This window comes from Comamonas sp. lk, assembly GCF_900564145.1.
Lineage (GTDB): Bacteria > Pseudomonadota > Gammaproteobacteria > Burkholderiales > Burkholderiaceae_C > Comamonas.
Genome location: NZ_UOOB01000001.1, coordinates 659,866 through 684,631, shown reverse-complemented (window position 1 = coordinate 684,631; position 24,766 = coordinate 659,866). Strand labels below are relative to the sequence as shown.

The window sequence follows — 24,766 nt, the reverse complement described above, 5'->3', positions numbered from 1 at the left end:
AAGCGCTTGAAGCTATACAAACAAGAGCAAACTCAGGCCAGTTTTTCCGGCATTCCCAGCTTCAGATCGCTGAGAACGCGCAGCAACATGCGGTTAAGTTCTTCGGCCTCCCATTGCCCTTGCTCGCGCAGGCGGCGAATCGTGGCAGCATCGGTGCTTGCCAGTGCCGCCGACATTTGCAGCACCTCGGCATAAGGACCGGTGTTGTTGATGACGGCGTCAAAAATCCGCTCCGACAGCGGCATGCGGCGCAGCAAGGTGGCAAGGGGCTCGTGCAACAGCAAGTCCAGCTGAGAGAACAGGCAGCACAGATACATCTCACGCTGCAATTCCAGGCTCACGCCGGCTTCAATCAACTCCTCGGCCAGACGGGCGCGCACCACCATCTGCGTGCGCAGAGGCACCAGATCGGCGTGGGTGCAGGCATGGGGTAGCTGATCGGACAGCCAGCGCTGCAGCGTGCCCAGGCCCATCATGACCAGGCCGCGACGCAGCGAATCCACGCCACGGCGCAGACCCAGGGCTGCCGAGTTGGTATAGAGCATGAAGCGGTAGGCCAGCACCGGGTCCTCGCCCAGCAGATGCTCCAACTGATCTATGGACTGTTCGCCATCGATGGCCTGCATCAACCTGCGCACGCTATCGCGCGCAGGTTGCGGCTGCTCCAGGCGAAAGGCACGCACGGTATCCGCCACCGGCCAACCCGCCACCGCCCCGGCGCCATGACTGTCCAGACACAGCCGGGCCAGCTCCAGGTTTTGCAAACCCTCGTACATCTGCCCATCGAGCAGGTTCAGAGGTTTGGCGGCCAAAGACAAGGCCACGGCTTTGAACGACGGCTGGTCTGAAAAATCGGGCTCATTGCGCACTCCCTGTGCACCTTCGGGCGGTAGGCGCAGCAAGCTGCTGACAAAGCCCTGGGCCGCATCGACATCGGGCAGCTGATTCAGCGCTCCGCTCCAGACCAGCATCAGCCCGCGTGCCTTGGCCTGCTCCACCAGCTCGAAAATGCCCTCATCCTCCTGCAACCAGCTGCCGTTGACCTCAATCCACGGGCTGCCTTGGGGTGCTTGCTCCAGCAGATTACACAGCACCTGCCGCGACTGCGGCGATAGCAAGAGTGGCGGTGCCTGGTTGTTCCACATTTCCGCCAGGGTGCGCAACAGGTGCGGCATATCGGCATTGCGGCCCGGTTCTTCATGCACGAACAACTGAACTCCGGCTAGACGCCGGGCACGACTCCATAGCGGCCTATAGCCCAGGGTCAAGGAATTCAGAACGGACTGCACCATGGAAACGCTTTGGTAGTGATGACTCAACAAGCAAAAGTGTGCCACGAAGAAGGGCAGCACTTACACCTGCATTCAGCCTATGTAATTGAAAAGAGAGAGCTTCTGAATTTGCGCATACGACTGCAAAGCCGCCTGCAGCCCTACTTTTTGCGTTTCCACATCCGACAGCGCCGTGATCATGTCTATATCTTCGGCGCGCGAGCGTGCGCCCTCCTGCGTCAGCGCCTGGTCTTTCATGCCCGATTCGAGTCGGTCGGCACGATTGAGCTGATCGCCGGCATAGCTGCGCATGGATTGCACGCGGTTCATGCCCGCATCGATCTCGCTGAGCGAACGCCCTATCGCCTGCTGCAACGCCGTGCTGCCATTAGTCCCTTGCTTGACCGCAGCGATGGCCTGATCCAGCACGCTGAACAAATCGGTGCGCGTGCTGGGCTCCATGACAAACTGATCGCCGTCGGCGGGCTCGCCCTTGATGGTGATCTGCTGTCCATTGACCGTAATGGCCTGACCGGCTGTGTAGGGTTGGCTGGGCTTGATGGGGTTGGTGGCCCCTGCCGCGCTGGAATTGATCACATAGCTGACAGCGCCCGTCGTCGCGTCCTTGCTGAAAACCAGGCTGTAGCTGTCGCCCGTCACTTTGCTGGGATCCGTCACGCTGCCCACATCAGCCCAGGCCGTGCCGCTGTTGCCGGCCTCTCCCCCTACGGTGAACACGCCATTGCCCGTGGGCACGTTCAACCAAGCGGCATGGCCGTCCAGCGAAATGGGCAGGCCGTTGTCCGCACCGGTGTTCTGCCCCGGGTTGAGCTGACCGGTGGAACCGGGAGGCGTACTCTGGATGGGCTCGCTGCCGCTGCCCAGGCCGCGAAAAATCGGCAGGCCATTGGAATCCTTGGTATTGGCATAGCCCAGAATCTGGTCGCGCAAGCTGTTCATCTGCTGCACCAACGCATCGCGGGCTTCTTGATTGAAAGAGCCGTTGCCGGCCTTCAGCACCAGATCGCGAAACTCCTGCAAAGCGCCTTGGGCCGTGCCCAGCACCGATTCGCCCTGGGCAATCACATCGCGCTGGGCACCCAGCACACGCTGGTCGTTCTCGGAGCGCGAGATACGGGTACGCGCACGCTCGGCCTGAGCGGCCGCCACCGGGTCATCGCTGGCCCGCAGCACGCGTTTGCCTGCCGTGGTCTTTTCCATCAAATCCACCAGAGAGCTCTGGCGCGAATTCAGATTGTTGATGGTGCTGTCATACATGCTGGCCGTGCCAATGCGTGCAATGCTCATGTCTTATCTCCCATGCAATCGCACGCAGGCCTTAGCGGCCGACGGCGGAAATGACGCTGTCAAAAATTCCCTGGGCCACCTGAAGCATCTTGGCGGATGCCTGATAGGCCTGCTGAAACTGCAGCAGCTTGGCCGCTTCCTCATCCAGGTTGACGCCCGAGACCCCCATACGGTCGGCCTCCAGATTCTTGACGATGGACGCCGAAAGCGTGGCCGCGTACTGCGCGCTTTGGGTACGGGTACCGACCTGGGCCATGGCGGCCGAGAAACCATCGCTGAGCGTGGTGGAGCCATCAAACACCACGGCATCGCGCAGCGCCAGAAACGAGCTAGCATTGCCGGTATCGGCGCTGTAATTGGTATTGGCGCCAAAGCGCACCGTATCGCTTTTGCCGCCGTCCACAGCAGGCGTTCCCGTCAAGCTCACTTTCAGTCCAGCAGCCAGCTCTATGGCCTGACCCGAGATGAAAGTGCCGGTGCTGGCAATGCCGCCGGGTGCGGGGGGAGCAGGCGTAGGCGCAGGCGTGATGGTGTAGCTCACCTTGCCGTCAGCGTCCTTGGAAAACGACAGCGTGGTCGGATCCGGCAAAGCAGCGGCACCAAAACCCTTGCCCACCTGAATACCGCCCATGCGCAGCCCGGCATCGCCTAGCGACTGGATACTGGCGGCCACCGGATTGGCCACAGCCAGATCATTGCCGGAATGCACCATGGCCTGCACCTGCTGGGCCGCGGTGCGCAGAGGCTGGAACAGCACCGACTGTCCGCGCCCGCCTTCGGCCTTGAGATCGAACTGCAAGCCATCGATGCGCTTGCTGTTCAGATCGGCCATGTCGTTGAAGCTCGTGGTCTTGCCGTCAGACAGCCGTACCACCTTGCCCCTGGGAGCATCATCGCCAAACACGATCTTGTAATCGGAGGCATTGAGCGCAGCAGAGTCCGTCACCGTCACGGTCGGCGTATTGGGCTGGGCCCATTGCCCGCCGGTCGTGGCACCCGAGGTGGTCAGCGGAATATTGAACAGTGCCCCGCCTTTTTGGCCCGACAGGGTCAGGCCCAGCTGGTTTTGGGTATTGAGCGCATCGCCAATGGCAATCGTCATGCGCCCCAGAAGATTGCGTCCCTCGTTCAGATCGTTATTCTGAAACTGCAGCAAGCCGGCCACTTCGCCGCCGCCTATCATGGCCGACGTCAGCTCGATGGACTGCCCGCCCGTCTGCTGAAAATACACAGCCATCTTGCCACTGCCTGGGTACTCCTTGGACTCCTGCAGGCTCAGCTTGGCCGTGCTCTGACCCAGCACCAGCGGCTGGCTGCCGCCAATGAAAAGGCTGATGGAGCCATCCCCGCCATCCACGGTGGAGGTCTGCACATATTTGTTGATATCGCGCACCAGCTGATCGCGCTTGTCCAGCAAATCATTGGGCGTTTGACCGGTGGCCGCAGCGCGGCTGATCTGTGCATTGAGCGCAGCCACCTGTTCTGCCAGGCTGTTGACCACGTTCACATCGTTGCTCATCTGCTGGCGTGTGCTGTAGTCCAGCTCATCGAGCTGCGCCGAAGCGCCGCGAAACCGCGCAGCCAGCTCATTCATGCGGGTCAGCACCACCTGCCGCGACGACGCGTCGGTGGGCGCACTGGCCACGTCACCGAAGGCGTTCATCATGTCGCTGATCGCCGTACCCAGTCCCGACTTTCCGCCCGAGAAGACCTCCTGCATCTGGTTCAGCGACTGCGATCTGGCCGTATCGGAAGCACTGACGGCTGTGGCGGCCGTGGCCTGACGGCTGAGCAGCTCGCTGAAATTGCGCATGATAGTGGCCACATCCACACCGTTGCCGATGTAGCCATTGCCCATGTTCTGACCCGTCGCCGTCTGGAAGGCCACGCTTTGCCGTGAATAGCCTGCCGTGTTGACATTGGCAATGTTGTTGCCCGTGGTCTGCAGGGCCATCTGGTTGGCCATCAGGGCGCGTGCGCCCACGTTCAAAAGACTCATGTCTGGTTCTCGTTGGTGCGGTTGAGCTTGGCTTGCGCGGTGCCGGATGCGGCTTGCGCCGCACTTTGTATGGCGCGGCCCAGCTTTTGGGCGTAAGCGGGATCGGTGGCGTAGCCGGCTTTTTGCAGCTCGGCGGCATAGGCGGTGGCCGAGCCCGTCTGACCCATGGCTTTTTCGTAGCGCGGATTGCTGCCAATCAGGCGTGCATAGTCGCGAAACGACTCTTCGTACGAGCCATAGGCACGGAACTTGGCCGTGATCTTCTTGGGCGCGCCGTTGATGTATTCGGTGGTGGTGACTTCGGCCACCTTGCCCGTCCAGCCCTTGCCGGCCTTGATGCCGAACAGGTTGAAGGAGTTGCTGCCGTCGCTGTTGCGGATCTCGCTCTTGCCCCAGCCGGTCTCATGCCCGGCCTGGCCCAGCATGTAATACGCGGGAATGCCGCTGTCACGCGCCACACGCTCGGCGGCAGAGGCATGAAAGCCCACAAAATTGTCACGCCCCTTAGGTGCGGGGGCGTAGGCATTGATGGACTGCAGCTGCGCACTGCGGTTTGCAGCGCCCGTGCTGATGCCGCTGATGCCGCTGCTGCCGCGCCACGCGCTGCGACTCAGGCTGAGCGTGGACGGCACGGCAATTTCTGCGTCTTCGGCCGCCTCCACGCCCATGCTGCGCGCCAGTTGCTTGGTGATGGCTTCGGTCAACCCGCCGGGCTGGCCTGCCATGGCCACGGACAGCTGCTGATCGAGCAGGTCGGTGCTCAGATTGCCCTGTGCGCTGTCGAGCAGGCCGGACTTCATGGTCGCCTCGCGCATGCTCTTGATCATCTCGCGCATGAACAGCGATTCCAGCTGCCTGGCCGTCTCGCGCGCGGCCTGCGGATTGTTCTCGCCCGCCGCCGTTTTAAGCGCATTGAGCGAGCGTGCATCCACGGCCAGCGCGTTGTTGGCCGCCAAAGAGGCAGTACTTGGCAAGGACAGGCTCATATCACCTCCAGCTCCGCATCCAGCGCGCCTGCAGCCTTGATGGCCTGCAAGATTGCCAGCAAATCCTGGGGCGTGGCGCCCAGAGAGTTCAGCGCCCGTACCACGTCCGTCAACTGGGGCGAATTGGGCATGTGAATCACCTGTCCCGGCTCGTTCTTGACCGAAATATCGGACCGCTGCGCCACCACTGTCTGGCCTTGCGAGAACGGCCCCGGCTGGCTGATCACCGGCGTGGTGCTGATGGTGATGGACAGATTTCCGTGGGCAATGGCGCAAGCTCCCAGCGTGACGGCCTGGTTGAGCACGATGGAACCGGTGCGCGCATTGATGACCACCTTGGCCGCGGGCTTGGCGGTCTCGATCGGCATCTCCTGAATCTCGGCAATCATGCGCACGCGCGAGCCTGGGTCCGTGGGCGCATTCACCTGCACCGTACGCCCATCCATGGCCGTGGCCGTACCACTGCCCATGCGCTGATTGATGGCGCGAACCATCTTGTCGGCGGTCTGGAAATCCGTGGTGTTCAAGCCCAGCGTGATGGTGTTGCCTTCGTTGATGGGCGTGGGCACAGCCCGCTCCACCTGCGCACCCTGGGGCACGCGGCCCGCGCTCAAGTGGTTGACCTGCACCTTGGAGCCGCCGGCGGACGCACCTGCACCGGCGACCACCACATTGCCCTGGGCCAGGGCATAAATTTCACCATCTGCGCCGCGCAGCGGCGTGGCCACCAGGGTGCCACCCCTGAGGGACTTGGCATTGCCCATGGAGGACACATTGATGTCTATGCCCTGCCCCGGTTGGGCAAAGGCCGGCAGCTCGGCCGTCACAATGACGGCGGCCACATTCTTGAGCTGCAGCTGCGCCGCATTGCCCGTGGCCGGCAGCGAGATGCCCATTTGTTCCAGGTAATTGGCCAGCGCCTGCTTGGTGTAAGGCATTTGCGTGGTCTGATCGCCCGTGCCGTCCAGGCCCACCACCAGGCCATAGCCCGTCAGCTGATTGCTGCGCACGCCCTGAATGGCCGCAACCTCTTTGATGCGTGTGGCCTCGACGGGCAAGGCCAGCAGCGTTGCGCCGGCGGCTACGACGGCCCACAGGCCGGTGCGTGCTGCGGGGCGCAGTGTCAGGAGCGTGGACAGTACTTTCATACTGCCCATTCTCGGAAGAATCAGAACGGCGTAACGTTCAAAAAGAACCGTGACAACCAGCCAATTGACTGGGCTTCTCCGGCCTGGCCGCGGCTGCGCGATTCCACGCGCAAATTGGCCACTTGCGTGGACGCAATCGTGCTGCCGGGGCGCAGCGAACGCGGATCGACCGAGCCGGTAAAGCGCAGCACATCCACGTTCTGGTTCACACCAATCTGCTTTTCGCCGGCAATCACCAGATGGCCGTTGGGCAGCACATCGACCACCGTGGTGGCAATGGAGCCGGTAAAGGTATTGCTGCTGGAGGTGGAGCCCGAGCCTTTGAAGTCGTTTTTGCTTCCGACACCGAGCGTCAAAGCTTCCGCGAGCACTTTCTCGGCTCCGCCTTTGAGCAACGGCAAGCTGTTGATGCCGGTACTCATATCATTGTTGCGCCCCACTTTGGAGTCGGTACTCTGGCTGGCAGAAACACGCTCCACAATGGTCACCGTCACCGTGTCGCCCACCATGCGCGCGCGCTGATCCTCGAAGGCCGGGCGGTAGCGGCTGGCATTGAACAGACTGCCCGACGGCGCCTGCGCTACAGACTCGCGCGGCTGCAAAACCGGCGGTGCGGTAGCAGGCATGTCCACCGGCGGCGGCGGGTTGAGCGAGACGCAGCCGGAAACCATCAAGGCCGCAGCAATGGCGGCCGCTGTGGCACAAGGAGAAACAATGGTTTTGAACATAGCGTCAAGTCCTTGGCAGACCAACCGCAGCGGGCTGCGGCATTCTCTGCCTCTGGCGTGCGCAATGCACGCTATCAAAAACAAAGCATCTAGCGCTCACCCAATATTGAACTCAATGAAAAACTCATCGACATTTCAATGAAATAGAGCGCTTGCAGCTTCTCAATACCTAGTGAAAATCAGAGCTGCGCCAGCTTGGCCAGCATCTGATCGGAAGTCTGTATGGCCTTGGAATTCATTTCGTAGGCACGCTGGGTCTGGATCATGGTCACCAGCTCCTGCACCACATTCACATTCGAGGCCTCCAGATAGCCTTGCTGAATGGCGCCCAACCCGTTGGTGCCTGGCGTGCCCTGCTGGGGCTGGCCCGAGGCCGCCGTCTCGACGTAGAGATTCTGGCCGCGCGGCTCCAGGCCGGCGGCGTTGATGAACTGGCTCATCGCAATATTGCCCACCTGCTGCGGCGCAGTCTGGCCGGGCATGGTGGCGCTGACCACGCCGTCGGCGCTGATAGACACGGCGGTCGCGCCATTGGGGATGGTGATGCCATTGGCCACGGGCAGACCGCTGGAGGTCACCAGCTGGCCTTGCGCATTGACCTGAAACGAGCCGTCACGGGTATAGGCCATGGTGCCGTCGGGCATGTTGACTTCGAAAAAGCCGTTGCCGTTGATGGCCACATCCAGCGCATTGTTGGACTGCTGCAGACTGCCCTGCAGAAAATTGCGCGTGGTAGCCACGGTACGCACGCCCAGACCCAGGTGCAGACCGGTAGGCAGTTGGTTTTGTTCGGTGGTCTGCGATCCCACCTGGCGCAGGTTCTGGTAGATCAGATCCTCAAACACCGCATTGGCGCGCTTGTAGCCGGTGGTGGAGACGTTGGCCAGATTGTGCGAGATGACGTCCAGCTGGGTTTGCTGGGCTTCCATGCCGGTCTTGGCAATGAACAGCGAATTGATCATGACGTATTCCTTGGGCTATCAGCCATTCAAGCTCAGCAGCTGGCTGGCAGATTTATCGTTGGTTTCGGCGGTCTGCAGCAGCTTCATCTGCTGCTCAAACTGGCGCGAGGCGGCAATCATTCCCACCATGGTCTCCACGCTGTTGACGTTCGAACCTTCAATCGAGCCCGACAGCAGGCGCGCCGTCTCGTCATTGGGCAGAGCATCGCCTTGCGCCGCACGGAACAGGCCGTCGTCGCCGCGCACCAAAGGCGCATCCTCGGGCGGCGTGGCCAGCTTGACTCTGGCCACGGCCACGGGCAGCTGATTGCCGGTCTTGGCCGTCAGCGTGCCGTCGGAGCCCAGCGTGATGGAGGACTCGGGTGGAATATCGATGGGGGCTCCGCCGTCCGACAGAACGGCCATGCCATTGCTGTTGACCAACTGGCCCTGGGGCGAGACTTCAAACACGCCGTTGCGGGTATAGGCTTCCTGCCCGTCCGTTCCCTGCACGGCAAACCAGGCACGGCCCATGGCCATGGCATCCAGCGCGCGGCCGGTGCGCTGGGCGGGGCCCGCAGCCTCCACATAGCCCGAAGTCGCTTCCAGCGCAAACACGCGCGTGCCCGAGCCGCCACCTTGCACCGGCACGGAGCGAAACGCCGACATCTCGGCGCGAAAGCCATTGGTACTCGCATTGGCCAGGTTATGCGCCAGCACGGCCTGGCGCTGTGCAGCGGCATTAGCCCCCGTCATCGAGGTGTAAATCATGCGATCCATGCTGGCTTCCTTTGCTCGAATCAATCATTCGTGTGGTGCTCTGCCACTCGAAACCCACGCGCCCCAAAGCAGGGCTGCCCCCGCAGCGAGGACGTCGCCCCCTTTCAGGGGAAAGGCGCAAAGCGCCTTAGAGGCTTACTTCAGATTCACCAAGGTGGAGAACACCTGGTCCTGCGTCTTGATGGCCTGGGCACTGGACTGGTAGGCGCGCTGCGCAGTCATCATGTTGACCAGCTCGGCCGTCAGATCCACGTTCGAGTCTTCCAGCGCACCGGACTGCAGCGTACCCATCGTGCCCGTCTTGGGCAGGCCGTTGATGGCCAGACCCGAGTCGGCAGTCTCCACCCACTTGTTGCCTCCCGTGGCGGCCAGGCCCTGGGGATTGCTGAACGAGGCCAGGGTGAGCATGCCTTCCGCACGCGACACGCCGTTCGAGTAGGAGGCCACAATGGAGCCGTCACCGCTGATATTGATGCCCGTCATGACACCGGCCGTATAGCCATCCTGCGTGAGGTCGGAGACAGCGAACTTGGTACCGAACTGGGTAACCCCCGAGAAATCGATGTTCACGCCGGTGATGGAACCGGGCGTGGGCGAATTGGGGTTGTTGGTCGGGATGGAAGCGTTGGCGACCGGGCTGCCGCTGAGCAGCTTGCCCGAGGCATCGAACACCAGGGTGGTGAGTTTGTTGGCGACCACAGGAGGGGTGGCGGTCGGATCATCCAGACCGTCATACACATCCCAGCTATTGGAACCGTTTTTCTCGAAATACATGGACATGGGCGCGCCTATGCCCTGGCTGTCGTAGACGGTCAGCGAGGTGCCGTAGGTGGCTCGCGGCGTGGCGGGAACCGGCGGCGTCGCGTTCGGGTCGCCGACGGCGTCATGGGCGCGGGCGTCAAGGTTCAGATCAATCTCCACCTTGGCGGTGGCCCGGGCGGGAATCGACTGACCCGAAGGGAAGTTCATGGGAACCGCTTGTATGCCGGTCTGCACCTTGCCGGTGGCCGGGTCCACCGGGTAGCCCATGACCTGGTCGCGGCCAACGGTGACCAGATTGCCGAGTTTGTCGAGATGGAAGTTGCCGGCACGGCTATAGGCCGCGCTGCCATCGGGCTGTCGCAGCACGAAAAAGCCGTCGCCATTGATGGCCACATCCAGATTGTTGCCGGTGACGTTGATATTGCCTTGCTGGAACTGCTGGCTCACCGAGCCGACGTTCACGCCGATGCCTACGGTCTGACCGCTGGCCGAACCGGCGGCACTGGCCATGGCTTCGGCGAACTCCGTGCGCGAGCTCTTGAAACCGGCGGTTCCAGAGTTGGCGATGTTGTGGCCGATCACGTCCAGATTCTTGGCTGCGGCGTTCAGGCCCGACAGGGCTTGTTGGAAGCTCATGGTGTTCTCCTGCGGAACGTTGATATCGAAAACTCAGTACACGGCCTTGACGGCGGAGTGGGCCAGGCTGCTGCCGTCATCCAGCTCCAGCATCAGCTGGCCGTTGCTGGAACTGGCCGCAATCACGGCGTGGGGTGACAGCGAGGTGGCAGCCACGGCGCTCGCGCCGTTGGTGGCCTGCACCACATAGCGCAGCTGCGAAGCATCGCCGGTGTATTTGTCCTTGCCGTCCCAGGTGAAGTAGTTGCGCCCGGCCGTGCCCTGGCCCAGCTCAATCGTGTCCACCAGCTCGCCGCTGGCCGTGGTGATCTGCACCTTGACGTTGGCCGCAGAGCCGGCGAGGTCAAACGCAGCGGTATGCGTGCCGTCAGCAGCCACGCCCAGGGTGTTGCCCTCGGTCAGCACCGTGCGGCCAATCATGGACGTGCCCTGCAGCACCTGCATGGCCATGAACTGGCTGGACATGGAGGCCATGGTCTGGTTGAGCTGCTGAATCCCCGTCACCGTGTTGATCTGCGCCATCTGCGAAGTCATCTGGGCGTTGTCCATGGGGTTCATGGGATCCTGATTGTTCAGCTGCGCCACCAGCAGCTTGAGAAAGCGGTCCTGCGCCTCATTGGGATCGGTGCCTGCGGTCTTGCTGTTGCTGCCGGTTTTTGCCGTGGCGGCGTCCACGTTGCCTGCGCCGTAAATCATGTGTTGGCTCCCGGGCTTACTGGCCCATCTGCAGGGTCTTGAGCAGCAGCGTCTTGGCCGTGTTCATGACTTCCACATTGTTCTGATAAGAGCGCGAGGCCGAGATCATGTTGACCATCTCGTCCACGGCGCTCACGTTGGAATGGGTCACATAGCCGTCGGCGCCGGCCATGGGGTTGGCCGGGTCGTGGATGCGACGGCCCGGCGTGTTGTCTTCATTGATGGCATTCACGCGCACGCCGGCACTGCCGTCGGCGCCCATGGGCACGGTCTGAAACACCACCTGACGCGCCTTGTAGGCACTGCCATCGGGACCGGCCACGGCATCGACGTTGGCCAGATTGGAGGCCACCACGTTCAGGCGCTGCGACTGGGCGCTGACCGCGCTGCCCGAGATATTGAAGATGGAGAACATGGACATATGACGATTCCTTTGGGCGCAGCGCTTACTGGCCCTGAATGGCGCTGAGCATGGTCTTGGCCTGGCCGTTGATGAAGCGCAGCGTGGCCTCGTAGCGCACGGAGTTATCCACAAAGTTGGCGCGCTCGCGGTCCAGATCCACGGTGTTGTTGTCTATGGCAGGCTGGGTCTGCACGGCATAGCCCATGCCTTGAGCGGCATCAGCACCGGGCAAGGGCATGTGGCCGGCTGCCCTGGCACCGGCCATGGCCAGGGTCGAGGGACCGCCGGTGGCCGTCAGCAAGGCCTGGCGAAAATTGAAATCGCGGGCCACATAACCAGGCGTATCGGCATTGGCGATATTGCTGGCAATGGTGCGCTGGCGTTCGGCCCGCAGCAGCAGCGCCTGGCTCTGGAAGTCCAGCCGTTCGGTCAGTTTGTTCAGCATCGCAGCCTCGCTTGGGTGAATTCGGGTGGCGCACTCCATGGCACGGACTGCGGCATGCGCTGATTATGAAAATCACACCCAAAAGCTAAAGCGCGAAGAAAGCGGGATTGGCTGCGTACTTCGGTGCATTGCAGACCGGCGTACCGCCCTATATTTGCAACCACGATCTGCCGCAGAGTGCGTGCAGATCACCCACTTCACACCATGCTTGTGCCACCTTCCTTGATTGCTTCATCTGCTCTTGCCCTACGGCGCTGCGCCGTGGTCGGCGTGGCCGCCCTGCTGGCACAGAGCGCATGGGCACAGCAAGACGGCACCAGCCAGCTGCTGCAGATCGGTCAGCGTTTTCTGGACCAGGCCCTGCAGCAGGACACGGACAAGCCCGCCGGCAATATGCCGCTGCGCATGCAGGTGCAGACCGGCCAGCTGGATTCCCGCCTGCGTCTGGCTGCCTGCTCCCGGGTGGAACCCTATCTGCCTGCTGGCAGCCGCCTGTGGGGTCGCACCCGCCTGGGACTGCGCTGCCTGGAAGGCGCTGTGCACTGGAATGTGTTTCTCCCCATCACCGTACACGCCTACGGCCCGGCCTGGGTGGTGCAAACCGGCATTCCCGCCGGCAAGATGCTGACGGCAGAGGACGCGGTTCAGGCCGAAGTGGACTGGGCCGAAGACAGCGCTCCCGTCTATGCCAATGCCCAGGACTGGGTTGGCCAGGTCGCAGCCCGCACATTGAACGCCGGCCAGGCCCTGCGCCAGAACATGTTGCGCCCGCCCAACCTGTTCACCGCAGGCTCGCCGGTGCAGGTCATGGTCAACGGCGGCGGTTTCACGATTTCCTCCTCGGGCAAGGCCATGTCGGCCGCAGGCCAGGGGCAGCAAGTCAGGGTTCGCATGGATAATGGCCGCCTGGTGACTGGCACCGTCAATGCCAACGGCGTCGTTGTCGTCCAATAGCGCAAACCCGGCCCCATACCCCGAGTCCATGCAAAAAATATCTCAAGTTCTGCGCACATTGGTCGAAACCACGGCTACAACGCCCTACGCCGCCAGGGCGATTGGAGAACCACTATGAAAATAGGAAACAAGCCGGAGCTGCCCCAGACAGGTGCTGCAGCCCAGGCCGCCAAGCAGGCCCCAAAGTCTGCGACCACTGTTGCTGCCGAAGAATCCACCCGGGGTTTGCCAGAGCGCGCCGCCGGTGTGCCCGTGTCTTTCTCCTCCTCGGCCCGCGCCCTGGATACTCAAAGCCGCGCCAATACCGACTTTGACGCCGACCGCGTCAAGGCCATGCGCGAAGCCATTGCCAACGGCAGCTTCCGCGTCAACGCCGAAGCCGTGGCCAACAAGCTGCTGGCCAATACCGAAGAATTCCTGGTTCACGCCCGCGGCTGAACCTCTGACAAGCAGGCCCTCCCATGACTTTGCAAGAAATGCTCGATTCGCTGGACGCGGTGGTTCAGATGGTGTCGGCGTCCATGCAAGCCCAGGACCCTGCGGCACTGGAGCAATCGAGCACCCGCATGCGCGATGCCATGGTGGCTTTCTCCCAGCTGGTGCGCCGCTTTGGCCCCGACGACTGGACACCCGAGCTGCGCGAACGCGCCGCCCGCCTGGGTGAAGCCCTGAATCTGCTGCGCGATCAGACCGCCCGCATGAACGTGCTCGCCCAGCGCCGTGCCCAGGCCCTCGTGCCCATGGGCGACGATGCCACCTATGAGCGCAGCCTAGGCAACAAGCCCTCCTCCGGCCAGGGCCGGGCGCGGATTTATCACGCGGCCAGCTGATTTTTTCTTTATTGCTTTGAAGCCTCGCTTTGCGGGGTTTTGTTTTTTATAGCTATCGGCGCTTGCCCATTAATGGGCGGAGCCGGATTTCATACATTTTTTCATCTTTGAGGCCGGGTCTCGCCCCGGCAGGCGACCTACTTTCTAGCGCGCTAGAAAGTAGGCAAAGAGCGCTTTCCCTGATGTCTGCGTCCCTGCGCTTCGCTACGGGCAAACCTGTGTCACGCAATCCAGCCTGCGGGGCCGTCCAACTCGCTTTGCGTTGCGCGCGCCGCTCGAACAAACGGCGGCCAATCAGAGCACAAGGCATTGGCACTCTGCGGTGCCAATGCCCGCAGCCTGGACCGCGTGCCGCAGGCGCAGCCAAAAGGGAAGGGACGGCCGGCGAGATTTATGACGTAATCGGCCTATAGCCCAATTACCAAAAGCGTTGGCAGCTATCAAAAGCACAAAAAAGCCAGCCCGCTATTTGCCCCCTTGTGCCCACGCCTGCGGCGGCAGCCTCTTGTTGCGCGCGGCTGCACCGTAGAGTGCAGCCGCTTCGTGCTCTGACTTGCGGCCGTTTGTCTGAACGGAGTGCCGCAGGCACGCAGTGAGTTGGGCCGCACAGCCACAAGAGGTTGACGGCGCAGGTTGCTCCGTAGCGCAGCGAAGGGGTCGTGGGCAGTAGGGTCGCCTTTTCTTTGGTTCCTTTCTTTTGGAGAAGCAAAAGAAAGGAGCTGCGCTGCCGGGCGCATATCCCGGCCCCTGCCCTTCAAGCGGAACCCCCCATAAACAAGGCCAGCCCCCCTCTTATCCACGCATTGAAAACTCCGGTCCTGCGCAAAATCACGGCACCCTATCCGTCATTGCGCCATGGAATCGAGTCAAGACAAAAACCTGCCGGCTACCGAACGCAAGCTGCAAAAAACGCGTGCGGACGGCCAGGGTGCGCGTTCGCGGGATTTGTCGCATCTGGCCATTCTGGGCATGGGCGCACTGCTGATGTTCATGGGTACCCGGCCGCTGATGCAGCATATGCAAGAGGCCATGGCCCGGCAGCTGGTCTTCAATGCGGCCAGCGCCAAGACGCCGGCACTGATGCTGGAGCGCTTTCAATCCATGCTGGGCCTGGGTTTGACGATTTCCGTGATTTTTGCTGCCGTCACCACCGGTGCTTCGGTGCTGGCCGGTGTGGCTGCAGGCGGCTGGATCTTCAGTCTCAAGCCGATTCAACCCCAGTTCAACCGCCTCAACCCGCTGTCCGGCCTCAAGAACCTGTTTTCCAAGCAACAGCTGACCAACGTGGTCAAGATGGTGTTCATGACGGCCGTGCTGAGCTTTGTGGCCTGGAAGTTCATGAGCGGCCGCATTGCCGAGATTGTGGCCGTCTCCTCCCAGCCCTCGCCCATGGCGCTGTCCATGGTGGGTTCCTGGCTGACTTCGGGCACGGCCTTGCTGCTGGTGGTGGTGCTGCTGGTGGCCGTGATCGACGTGCCGCTGCAGGCCGTGCTGTTCAAGTCGCGCCTGAAGATGAGCCACGAGGAAGTCAAGCAGGAGCACAAGGAATCCGAAGGCAATCCTCAGATCAAGAGCAAGCTGCGCCAGAAACAGCGCGAGATTGCCGACCGGGCCAGCGTCTCCGCCGTGCCGCGTGCCGATTTTGTGGTGACCAACCCCACCCATTATGCCGTGGCCCTGCGCTATGACGATGCCAGCATGGCCGCGCCCCAGGTGATTGCCAAGGGCACGGACCTGGTGGCTCTGAAGATCCGCGAAGTGGCGGGCGCACACCAGATTCCGGTGCTCGAATCGCCCATGCTGGCGCGGGCGCTGTATGCCCATGCCGATCTGGATCGGGCCATTCCTGCCGCGCTCTATACCGCCGTGGCCCAGGTGCTGGCCTATGTGTATCGCCTGAAAGCCGCGCTGCGCGGCGAAGGCCCGGCGCCCGGCGAACTGGGCGAGCCCGTGGTGCCGGTGGAGCTGGACCCGCTACACGGCCGCAACACCCCCGAGACAGCGGCCCAGGAACCGACAGCCGCTCAGGCGCCAGAAGGTAAATCCCGATGAATTCCAACCCGCTACAAGCCCTGCCGCAGTGGCTGGGCAGCAATGCAAAGACCTTGCAAGGCCTGACCACGCCGCTGCTGGTGGTGGCCATTCTCGGCCTGATGGTGCTGCCCGTGCCGCCGTGGATGCTGGACACCTTCTTCACCCTGAACATCGCCGTAGCGCTGATGGTGATGATGGTAGCGGCCTACATGATCCGGCCACTGGACTTTGCTGCCTTTCCTTCGGTGCTGCTGCTGACCACGCTGATGCGCCTGTCGCTGAACGTGGCCTCCACCCGCGTGGTGCTGCTGGAAGGCCATACCGGCCCCGGTGCGGCCGGCGCCGTGATCGAGGCCTTCGGCCACTTTCTGATTGGCGGCAACTTTGCCGTGGGTCTGATCGTGTTTGCGATTCTGGTGGTCATCAACTTTGTGGTGATCACCAAGGGTGCCGAGCGCATTGCCGAAGTCTCGGCCCGCTTCACGCTGGACGCCATGCCCGGCAAGCAGATGGCCGTGGATGCCGACCTGAACGCCGGCCTGATCGACGAAAAAGAAGCCAAGCGTCGCCGCGCCGAAGTCAGTGAGGAAGCGAACTTCTTCGGCTCCATGGACGGTGCCAGCAAGTTTGTGCGCGGCGATGCGATTGCCGGCATCTTGATTCTGGTCATCAACATCATCGGCGGCTTTGCCATCGGCATGGCCCAGCACGGCCTGTCGGCCAGCCAGGCGGCCGACAGCTACATTCTGCTGGCCGTGGGCGATGCGCTGGTGGCGCAGATTCCGGGTCTGCTGATTTCCGTGGCTTCCGCCATGGTGATCTCGCGTGTGGGCAAGGACGCCGACATGGGCCGCCAGATCGTGCAGCAGCTGTTCCTGTCGCCCAAGGTGCTGGGCATCACGGCCGGCATTTTGCTGCTGATCGGCGTGATTCCCGGCATGCCGCATCTGGTGTTTCTGAGCATGGGCGGCCTGATGGCCTGGGGTGCCTGGGCGCTGCACAAAAAGCAGCTGGCCCAGCAAGCCGCTGCCACAGCAGCCCCTACCCCGGCACCGCAGAGCGCACAAAACGACGGCGAAGCCAGCTGGGATGATTTGCAGCCGGTGGACCTGCTGGGGCTGGAGCTGGGCTATCGCCTGATCTCTCTGGTGGACAAGAACCGTCAGGGCGATCTGCTGACCCGTATCAAAGGCGTGCGCCGCAAGTTTGCCCAGGAAGTGGGCTTTCTGCCCCCTGCCGTCCATGTGCGCGACAACCTGGAACTCAAGCCCAGCGCCTACCGCATCACCTTGCGCGGCGTGATGGTGGGCGAGGGCGAAGCCTTCCCCGGCATGTTTCTGGCCATCAACCCCGGCGGCATCACCACGCCGCTGATTGGCACGGCCACCACCGACCCGGCCTTCGGTCTGCCCGCCCACTGGATAGACGAGAGGCAGAAGGAAGCCGCACAAATGGCTGGTTTTACCGTCGTTGATTCGGAAACCGTGATGGCCACCCATTTGTCACACTTGATGCAAGTGCAGGCGGCCAAGCTGCTCTCGCGTACCGAGACCCAGCAACTGGTCGAGCATGTGGCCAAGCAGGCTCCCAAACTCATAGAAGAAGTCATCCCGAAAATGGTGCCCATCACAACGTTCCAGAAAGTGCTCCAGCTGCTGCTGGAGGACTCTGTGCACATTCGTGATATCCGCACCATCATCGAAAGCCTGGCCGAAAACGCCAGCACCACCGCCGATCCTGCCGAGCTGGCCCGCCGCGTGCGCATTGCGCTGGCACCGGCCATCGTGCAGCAGATCTACGGCCCCACCCGCGAGCTCAATGTGATTGCCATCGAGCCCGGTCTGGAGCGCCTGCTGGTGCAAGCGCTATCGAACCCGGCTTCGCCCTCGCTGGACCCGGGCGTGGCCGAGATCCTCACCCAAAAAGCCGTGGACGTGGTCAATCAGCAGGAAGAGCTGGGCCTGCCCGCCTGCCTGCTGGTGCCCGACGCCATTCGCAACTCCATCGCCAAGCTGCTGCGCCGTGTGGCGCCACGTCTGCAGGTGCTCTCGCACAGCGAGATTCCCGAGACGCACACCATACGCATAGGCCCGATTCTTAAAGGTGCATCCGCATGAACATCAAACGCTTCTACGCCCCCACCTCGCGCGAGGCCCTGGCCAAGGCGCGCATGGCTTTTGGCGAAGGCACCCTCATCCTGTCCAACCGTCAGACCCCCGAGGGCGTGGAAGTCATGGCCACGGCCGAGGACGATGTGCAGCCCACGGATGCCGGCTCGCCACTGCGCGCGGCCATCGAGCGCCGCGCCATCGACGAGCCTAGAGATTTTCGTAGCAAGCAGCGCTTTACCGATCAGGACTTCGCTCCTGTTTCATCGCAAAAGTCGGCGCTTGCAGCTACTGCTTCATCTGCCTCACCATCCTCCAGCGCAACCACGGCCGCCCCTGCCAAGCCGGCCATGAGCACGCTGGAGCATGTGCTGGCCCGCCAGGCGGCCAAGGAGGCCGCGCCGGAGCAGGCCTCAACACAGGCTTCCGTGCAGGACGACGTGGAACAGCTGTCCATGAGCACGCTGTCGTTTCAGGACTATGTGCGCGAGCGCATGCTGCGCCGCCGCCACGAAGCCTCGCTGAGCGCCGACGAGCCTTTGCCCACGTTTGCCCAGCGCACCCGGGCCCAGAACGAGGCCGCGCGCCCCGCGCAATTTTCCGCCTCCCGGCCCGCCCAGCCCAGCGCTGCCGCCCCGATTGCACGCCACAATCCGCTGCGATCCGAGCCCATCGTGGTCAAGCCAAGCACAGCGACAGCTGCCGTGGCCGCCTCGGCCAGCCCGCAGGGTTTGATGCAAGAGATGCAGTCCATGAAGGACTTGCTCGAAGAACGCTTCAACACCCTGACCTGGCTGGGCCAGACCCGCCAGAACCCGATTCAGTCCAGCCTGATGCACAAGCTCATCTGCGCCGGCTACTCGCCCGTGCTGTCGCGCGCGCTAATCGAAAAACTGCCCGAGACCCTCTCGGCTGGCGATGCCCTGCGCTGGCTGATGCAGGTGCTGGAACGCAATCTGCGCACCGATGCCGCCCAGGACGCTCTGTATGACAGAGGCGGCGTCTACGCGCTGGTGGGTGCTACCGGCGTGGGCAAGACCACGACCACGGCCAAGCTGGCCGCCCTGTGCGCCGCGCGCCACGGCGCCGCCTCCGTGGGCCTGATCACGCTGGACACTTACCGCATCGGCGGCCACGAACAGCTGCGCAGCTATGCACGCATGCTGGGCATGGTGGCCCACCAGGCCCATGACAAGGCCGCCCTGCAAGACCTGCTGGGTCTGCTGCAGAACAAGAAAATCGTGCTGATCGACACCACGGGCGTGGCCCCGCGCGATCCGCGCAAGGACGAGATCATCGATGTGCTGGACATTGAAGGCGTGCAGCAGCTGCTGGCTGTCAATGCCGCCGCCCAGGGCGATGCCCAGGATGATGTGATTCGCGCCTTCAAGGCCCGCGGCTCGCAGCATGCCATCCTGACCAAGGTCGACGAAGCCGTGAAGATCGGCCCTTCGGTGGACTCGCTGATCCGCCACCAGATGCAGCTGTGCGGCGTGACCAACGGCCAGCGCGTGCCTGAAGACTGGGAGCGCGCCAATTCACAGGCTTTGGCTTCGGCCTCCATGCGTGCCACCGCGCCATCGGCCTTCGACCCCGAGGCCCTCGATCTGGACTTCTTCTTTACCCCCGCCGCTCCCCAGACAGCCGAGGCGGCTCCATCTGCCGAGCCCACGGAAACAGACCAAGCGGCCCAAGCAGCCCCAGTGGCGCAATCCACCGAGCTGGCCGAGACCGCCCATGCTTGAGTCTTACTCCCCTCCTCACCAGGGCATGGGTCTACATCTGCATGGCAGCCCCGGCGACTCGGGCCTGCGCATCATGGCCATGCTGCACCATGCGGCCGCCAGCCAGGCCGAACATTCCCTGCTCTGGCCGCTGTGCGCCCAGCTGCAGCGCCTGGGCCAGTCCGTGCTGGTCATCGACGGCAGCCAGAGCGAATCGGCACGCACGCCTGGCCTGGCCCAGTTGCTGAGCCAGACCGCCTGGCAAGCCGCCACCGAGCTGCGCAGCCTGGCCGAACGCAATACCGAAAGCCGCCGCGTGGCAACCCTGCCCGCCAGACTGGGCTTGGCCAGACTGCGCCAGTCGGCGCAGGACAGCGGCCTGGCACCGCTGTCCGCCTTGCAGCGCTATGTGCGCGGCTACTCCACCGTGCTGATCTACGCCAGTGCCGAGGCCTTGACCCCGCTGCTGGGCGAGCAAAGCCTGCAGCCGCTGCTGGTGCTGCCCCCCGATACCGAGCACCTGATCGAAAGCTACCGACAGATCAAGCATCTGGCCGTGTTTGCCGATACCCATTGCACCCTGGCCGCGCTGGAAGGCTCGGCCCCGCCCGAAGGCCCGCAGCGCTATGACTGGAGCCGCAAGCAAAGCAGCCACCAAAGCGCCGCACAGGATTCGCAAACTCGCTTGCAGCGACTGGATGCGCTGCTACAGTGTTCGCAGCGCCATCTGGGCGATGCACCAGTGCTGCTGCGCATGCGCTGGCGCCAGGTCAGCGATTTGCATCAGCTGACCCTGCATATGCTCAAAACCGCCTGCATATTGCCCATGCATGAGCATGGCCTGCAAGCCGTACCGGGTGCAGATGCCGCTGCGCTGCCCTCGTTAGCCTGGAGTCACTGAAAGCCATGTACACCGCCAAAGGCCAACTCGACCGCGACGCGCTGATTCGTCAGCATGCGCCGCTCGTGCGTCGGATTGCCCTGCACATGATCGCCAAACTGCCGCCCAATGTGGAGCTGGATGATTTGATCCAGGTCGGCATGATCGGGCTGGCTGAAGCGCTGTCGCGCTTCGAGAGCGAGCAAGGCGTGCAATTCGAGACTTTTGCCAGTCAGCGCATCCGCGGCTCCATGCTGGACGAGCTGCGCGAAGGCGACTGGATGAGCCGCAGCTCGCGCAAAAGCCAGAAGGATATAGAGCAGGCCATGAACCGGCTGGAGCAGCGCCTGGGCCGCTCGCCGCTGGAGTCCGAAATTGCCGGCGAGCTGGGCATGGACCTGGACGATTACCAGTCCCTGCTGGGCAAGGTGCGCGGCACGCAGCTGGTGTATCTGGAAGACATAGGCGGCGGCGATGATGCGGGCGACGATTACCTCGACCGCCATGTGGCCGATGCCGGTGCCGATCCGTTTTCGCTGCTGCGCGACCAGCGCCTGCGCCTGGCCCTGGTCGATGCCATCAAGGCCCTGCCCGAGCGCGAGCAACATGTAATGGGCATGTATTACGAGCACGACATGAACCTCAAGGAAATCGCTGCCGTGCTGGGCGTGACCGAGTCCCGCGTCTGCCAGCTGCACAGCCAGGCGATTGCGCGCTTGCGGACCAAGATGCGGGCTCACTGAGGGTTCACCCCCTGAGCGGCTTTGCCGCTTCCCCCTCTCTCGCTGCGCGGGAAGGGGACGACGCCGGTGCGGCGGGGCGGCCCTTGCACGGCGTCTCTGGCTTGGCTCGTGCCAGTTTTGGCAAAGCTCTCATTCTTCGATCTCAGCCCTTTTATCTATTGCGCAAGTAGCTATCAGTTTTGATAGCTCAAGCAGCGTCCTGCATTTGCTTTACCGCTGTTTCAAACACGCGCCAGAAGGCGGCATCCTGGGTAGTGGCAAAGTTGATGCGCATGCAGGTATTGGCGCCCCGGCTGGCGTGGAACATGGCGCCGGGGGCGATGAGATAGCCTTCGTCCAGCAGGCGCTGGGCCAGGGTTTCGGTGTCCACGCCGGTGTCCACCCAGCCGAACATGCCTGCGGGCTCGGCCACAAAGCGGCAACCGGCTTGCTGGGCCAGGGCCACGCTGCGGCTGCGGGCCTGGCCCAGATGCTGGCGCAGGCGCTCGGCATGGCGGCGCAGCTGGCCTTGCTCCATGCACAAGGCCATGGCCTGCTCCATCAGCGTGGGGGTGGAGAGCGTGGACAGCAGCTTGGTATCCAGCAGCCGCTCCACCAGCTCGGGCGGAGCCGCCAGATAACCTATGCGCCAGTTGGGCACCAGCACCTTGGCAAAACCGCTGATATAGATGCTGCGCTGCAAACGGTCTAGCGCCGTCACGCGCGGCGCGTGGTCGGGGGCGATGTGGCAGTAAGTGTCGTCCTCCACCACATAAAAGCCGTGGCGCTGCGCCATCTGCAGCACCTCATGGGCGCTGGCCGCACTGAGGCTGTAGCCCGTGGGGTTGTGCAGCACGCTGACGCTGACATAGAGCTTGGGGGCCATGGTCTCGCAATAGCGCTGCATCACGGCCAGATCCGGCCCTTCCGGCCCGCGCGGCACGGGCAGCACGCGCATGCCCATGGCGGCCAGACGCGCGTATTCCACGGCCCAGCCCGGCTCTTCCACCATCACCGGATCGCCGGGCTGCAGCAGAGCACGGCTGACAATGTCCAGAGCCTGGGTCGCCCCCATGGTGGTGATGATTTGCGCCGGTGATGCCGCAATGCCCAGCCGCTGCATGCGCCGGGCCAGCGCCTCGCGCAAGCTGCTGTCGCCCATGGGTTCGCCATAGCGCACCATGGATTCACGCAGCCCCTGGCCGCTGCTGACCTTGCGCACGGCAGCGGCCAGAAAGCCCACATCCAGCCATTCGGCGGGCAGCACGCCCGCGCCGGGCTGGGGCTTGCCGGCCACGCTTTCCACAAACATGCCGCGTATCAGCATGGAGGCATTGATGCGTGCACCGGGCGTCAGGCCCGCAGGCATTTGCGTCGCTGCGGATTTCATAGCTATCTGCGCTTGACCGTCCTGCAGCAGGGGCAGATTCTGCACAAAATCCCGCACAAAAAAACCGCGCTGCGGCCGCGCTTCCACCAGGCCCTGGGCCTGGAGCAAGTCATAGGCGGCGACCACGGTATAGGCGCTCACATTCTGCTGGCGCGCGCATTCGCGCACCGAAGGCAGACGGGTGCCGGCAGGCAGGAGCCGCATGCGTATGCGCTCGGCCAGACGCTCGGCCAGCTGCTGGGTCAGGGTCAGCGAGCCTTGGCGGGACAGGGAGGTGGACATAGGAAAAGCAGAAACCGAAACTGTGCCGATTCAAACACCAATACAGCTGGCATCATTGTGAGACTGTCTGTATAGGAACTGTAATGGTCTCAAGCGTATATTGAAGCCATCAACCCTTCTTGGCCGTCCTGTACACAGGGCTTCGGCCACGCGCACCGGCTGCACCGGCCGATGTGCACAAAAAAGTCGCAATGGCCCACCCGCCCACACAGGCAAACCGGGCGCGACAAAATAAGCCTTATATTGCTGGCGCACAGAGGCCGCAGCCACCGCTGCAGTCCCTGTGGCAAAAGAGCCTGTGGCTCCCGCCAACACATGCCTTACCCGGGCATGAGACCGCACACCAGCCGGCCCCCGCAGGGCTGGCAATCAAAAGATCGAGTACTGTTATGACGACATGGACGCTGGCAGAACGTGCTGCCAAAATGAATTCCTCCGCGATCCGCGAGATCCTGAAGCTGACGGATCGCCCCGGCATCATCAGCATGGCAGGCGGTCTGCCCTCCCCCAAGGCCTTCCCGCTGGACGCGTTCACCGCAGCCTGCCAGTCCGTCATGGAGCGCGATGGCGCCGCAGCCCTGCAATACTCCACCACCGAAGGCTTTGCGCCTTTGCGCCAGGCGATTGCCGACTTTCTGCCCTGGGAAGTGAACCCCGAGCAAATTCTGATCACCACCGGCAGCCAGCAGGCGCTGGATCTGATCGGCAAGGTGTTTCTGGACAAGGGCAGCCGTCTGCTGGTGGAAAAGCCCACCTACCTGGGCGCGCTGCAGGCCTTCACCCCCATGGAGCCTGTGGCCGTGGGCGTGGACAGCGATGACGAAGGCATGCTGATCGAAGACTTTGCCCGTCAGGTGGGTAACGGCGCCGACAAGGCCCGTGTTGCCTATGTGCTGCCCAACTTCCAGAACCCCACCGGCCGCACCATGAGCGAAGCGCGCCGCCAGGCACTGGTGGAAAAGGCCAAGGAATTAAACATCCCCCTGGTGGAAGACAACCCCTACGGCGACCTCTGGTACGAGCAGGAACCGGCCCTGCCGCTGGCTGCGCGCAACCCCGAGGGCGTGATCTACATGGGTTCCTTCTCCAAGGTGCTGGCCCCCGGTCTGCGCATTGGCTTCATCGTGGCTCCGGCCTCGGTCTACGGCAAGCTGACACAGGCCAAGCAGGCCGCCGATCTGCACACCCCCAGCTTCAACCAGCGCGTGGTGGCCGAGGTGATCAAGGACGGCTTCCTGGACCGCCATGTACCCACCATCCGCGCCATGTACAAGGTGCAGCGCGATGCCATGTTGAACGCTCTGGAGCGTGAAATGGCCGGCCTGGGCGTGAGCTGGACTCGTCCCGTGGGCGGCATGTTCCTGTGGCTGCAACTGCCTGAAGGCATGGACGCCCAGCAGCTGCTGGGCGGCGCCGTGGAGCGCGGCATGGCCTTTGTGCCCGGCGCGCCTTTCTATGCGGGCGAGCCACAGAACAACACGCTGCGCCTGTCCTATGTGACGGTGACCGCCGAGCAGATCGACAAGGGCATTGCGGCTCTGGCCGAAGCCATTAAAGCTTATGCATAACACCCCCTGAGCCGCTACGCGGCTTCCCCCTCTCTGCTTCGCGGAGGGGGACGATGCCCTCGCTGCGGGGCGGCCCTTGCTTGGCATCTCTGACATGCGATGGCAGGCAAGTGAGCTATCCAAAACCGGCGCGCAGGCAATTGCATCCTGCTGCGCCGGTTTTGCTTTTTG

General features: G+C 63.1%; 22 protein-coding genes. 9 read left to right on the top strand and 13 right to left on the bottom strand.

All coding sequences use genetic code 11. From position 1 onward, the window contains the following. Window positions 1-32 precede the first annotated feature (32 nt). The 12 genes from EAO39_RS03125 to flgB form a co-directional block, all read right to left on the bottom strand. Complete coding sequence (locus tag EAO39_RS03125; RefSeq protein ID WP_120966117.1) at window positions 33-1,292, bottom strand: HDOD domain-containing protein; 1,260 nt, start codon at window positions 1,290-1,292, stop codon at window positions 33-35. Between the two features lie 72 nt (window positions 1,293-1,364). Further along, window positions 1,365-2,579: a flagellar hook-associated protein FlgL gene (gene flgL / locus EAO39_RS03120; RefSeq protein ID WP_120966116.1), complete on the bottom strand. Its 1,215-nt coding sequence runs from the start codon at window positions 2,577-2,579 to the stop codon at window positions 1,365-1,367. A 31-nt stretch (window positions 2,580-2,610) separates the two neighbouring features. Then, entirely contained in the window at window positions 2,611-4,578 is a 1,968-nt protein-coding gene (gene flgK, locus EAO39_RS03115) for a flagellar hook-associated protein FlgK (RefSeq protein ID WP_120966115.1), read from the bottom strand. After that, a complete protein-coding gene (gene flgJ / locus EAO39_RS03110) occupies window positions 4,575-5,564 on the bottom strand; it encodes a flagellar assembly peptidoglycan hydrolase FlgJ (protein ID WP_120966114.1) in 990 nt (329 codons plus the stop codon). Before flgJ ends, flgK begins: the two co-directional genes overlap by 4 nt. After that, window positions 5,561-6,712, bottom strand: coding sequence for a flagellar basal body P-ring protein FlgI (locus EAO39_RS03105; RefSeq protein ID WP_120970620.1), 1,152 nt, complete (start codon window positions 6,710-6,712; stop codon window positions 5,561-5,563). Before EAO39_RS03105 ends, flgJ begins: the two co-directional genes overlap by 4 nt. Window positions 6,713-6,732: 20 nt before the next feature. Continuing rightward, window positions 6,733-7,440, bottom strand: a complete 708-nt coding sequence (locus EAO39_RS03100; RefSeq protein WP_120966113.1) for a flagellar basal body L-ring protein FlgH — start codon at window positions 7,438-7,440, stop codon at window positions 6,733-6,735. Window positions 7,441-7,619: 179 nt separating this feature from the next. Continuing rightward, on the bottom strand, window positions 7,620-8,402 hold the full coding sequence (flgG, locus tag EAO39_RS03095; protein WP_120966112.1) for a flagellar basal-body rod protein FlgG: 783 nt from the start codon (window positions 8,400-8,402) through the stop codon (window positions 7,620-7,622). An 18-nt stretch (window positions 8,403-8,420) separates the two neighbouring features. Then, window positions 8,421-9,161 carry a flagellar basal-body rod protein FlgF gene (flgF, locus tag EAO39_RS03090; protein WP_120966111.1) on the bottom strand — a complete coding sequence of 247 codons (741 nt, stop codon included), beginning with the start codon at window positions 9,159-9,161 and terminating at the stop codon, window positions 8,421-8,423. A gap of 135 nt (window positions 9,162-9,296) precedes the next feature. After that, window positions 9,297-10,559 carry a flagellar hook protein FlgE gene (gene flgE, locus EAO39_RS03085; RefSeq protein WP_120966110.1) on the bottom strand — a complete coding sequence of 421 codons (1,263 nt, stop codon included), beginning with the start codon at window positions 10,557-10,559 and terminating at the stop codon, window positions 9,297-9,299. 33 nt (window positions 10,560-10,592) lie between these two features. Continuing rightward, window positions 10,593-11,255, bottom strand: a complete 663-nt coding sequence (locus EAO39_RS03080) for a flagellar hook capping FlgD N-terminal domain-containing protein (RefSeq protein WP_120966109.1) — start codon at window positions 11,253-11,255, stop codon at window positions 10,593-10,595. A gap of 16 nt (window positions 11,256-11,271) precedes the next feature. Next, entirely contained in the window at window positions 11,272-11,676 is a 405-nt protein-coding gene (gene flgC / locus EAO39_RS03075; RefSeq protein ID WP_120966108.1) for a flagellar basal body rod protein FlgC, read from the bottom strand. Between the two features lie 25 nt (window positions 11,677-11,701). Then, window positions 11,702-12,103, bottom strand: a complete 402-nt coding sequence (flgB, locus tag EAO39_RS03070; protein WP_120966107.1) for a flagellar basal body rod protein FlgB — start codon at window positions 12,101-12,103, stop codon at window positions 11,702-11,704. A gap of 204 nt (window positions 12,104-12,307) precedes the next feature. Here flgB and flgA point away from each other — a divergent pair, with 204 nt between their 5' ends. From flgA to EAO39_RS03030, 8 genes are all read left to right on the top strand, one after another. Further along, the gene (gene flgA, locus EAO39_RS03065; protein WP_120966106.1) at window positions 12,308-13,057 is read left to right on the top strand and encodes a flagellar basal body P-ring formation chaperone FlgA; all 750 of its coding nucleotides are present in this window, start codon (window positions 12,308-12,310) and stop codon (window positions 13,055-13,057) included. A 114-nt stretch (window positions 13,058-13,171) separates the two neighbouring features. Further along, window positions 13,172-13,495, top strand: coding sequence for a flagellar biosynthesis anti-sigma factor FlgM (gene flgM / locus EAO39_RS03060; RefSeq protein ID WP_120966104.1), 324 nt, complete (start codon window positions 13,172-13,174; stop codon window positions 13,493-13,495). Window positions 13,496-13,518: 23 nt separating this feature from the next. Further along, window positions 13,519-13,887 carry a hypothetical protein gene (locus EAO39_RS03055; RefSeq protein ID WP_120966102.1) on the top strand — a complete coding sequence of 123 codons (369 nt, stop codon included), beginning with the start codon at window positions 13,519-13,521 and terminating at the stop codon, window positions 13,885-13,887. 855 nt (window positions 13,888-14,742) lie between these two features. Then, window positions 14,743-15,939 (top strand): EscU/YscU/HrcU family type III secretion system export apparatus switch protein, encoded by a 1,197-nt coding sequence (locus EAO39_RS03050; protein ID WP_120966100.1) that lies wholly within the window; start codon window positions 14,743-14,745, stop codon window positions 15,937-15,939. Next, window positions 15,936-18,038, top strand: coding sequence for a flagellar biosynthesis protein FlhA (gene flhA, locus EAO39_RS03045; RefSeq protein WP_120966098.1), 2,103 nt, complete (start codon window positions 15,936-15,938; stop codon window positions 18,036-18,038). Before EAO39_RS03050 ends, flhA begins: the two co-directional genes overlap by 4 nt. Then, window positions 18,035-19,774, top strand: coding sequence for a flagellar biosynthesis protein FlhF (flhF, locus tag EAO39_RS03040; protein ID WP_120966096.1), 1,740 nt, complete (start codon window positions 18,035-18,037; stop codon window positions 19,772-19,774). Before flhA ends, flhF begins: the two co-directional genes overlap by 4 nt. After that, the gene (locus tag EAO39_RS03035; protein WP_120966094.1) at window positions 19,767-20,654 is read left to right on the top strand and encodes a hypothetical protein; all 888 of its coding nucleotides are present in this window, start codon (window positions 19,767-19,769) and stop codon (window positions 20,652-20,654) included. Before flhF ends, EAO39_RS03035 begins: the two co-directional genes overlap by 8 nt. 5 nt (window positions 20,655-20,659) lie before the next feature. After that, complete coding sequence (locus tag EAO39_RS03030) at window positions 20,660-21,376, top strand: RNA polymerase sigma factor FliA (protein WP_120966093.1); 717 nt, start codon at window positions 20,660-20,662, stop codon at window positions 21,374-21,376. A gap of 187 nt (window positions 21,377-21,563) precedes the next feature. Here EAO39_RS03030 and EAO39_RS03025 read toward each other — a convergent pair whose 3' ends face one another. Then, window positions 21,564-23,027: a PLP-dependent aminotransferase family protein gene (locus tag EAO39_RS03025; RefSeq protein ID WP_120966091.1), complete on the bottom strand. Its 1,464-nt coding sequence runs from the start codon at window positions 23,025-23,027 to the stop codon at window positions 21,564-21,566. A 389-nt stretch (window positions 23,028-23,416) separates the two neighbouring features. Between EAO39_RS03025 and EAO39_RS03020 the strand changes: the two genes are divergently transcribed. Next, the gene (locus EAO39_RS03020; RefSeq protein WP_120966089.1) at window positions 23,417-24,595 is read left to right on the top strand and encodes a PLP-dependent aminotransferase family protein; all 1,179 of its coding nucleotides are present in this window, start codon (window positions 23,417-23,419) and stop codon (window positions 24,593-24,595) included. Window positions 24,596-24,766: the final 171 nt, after the last annotated feature.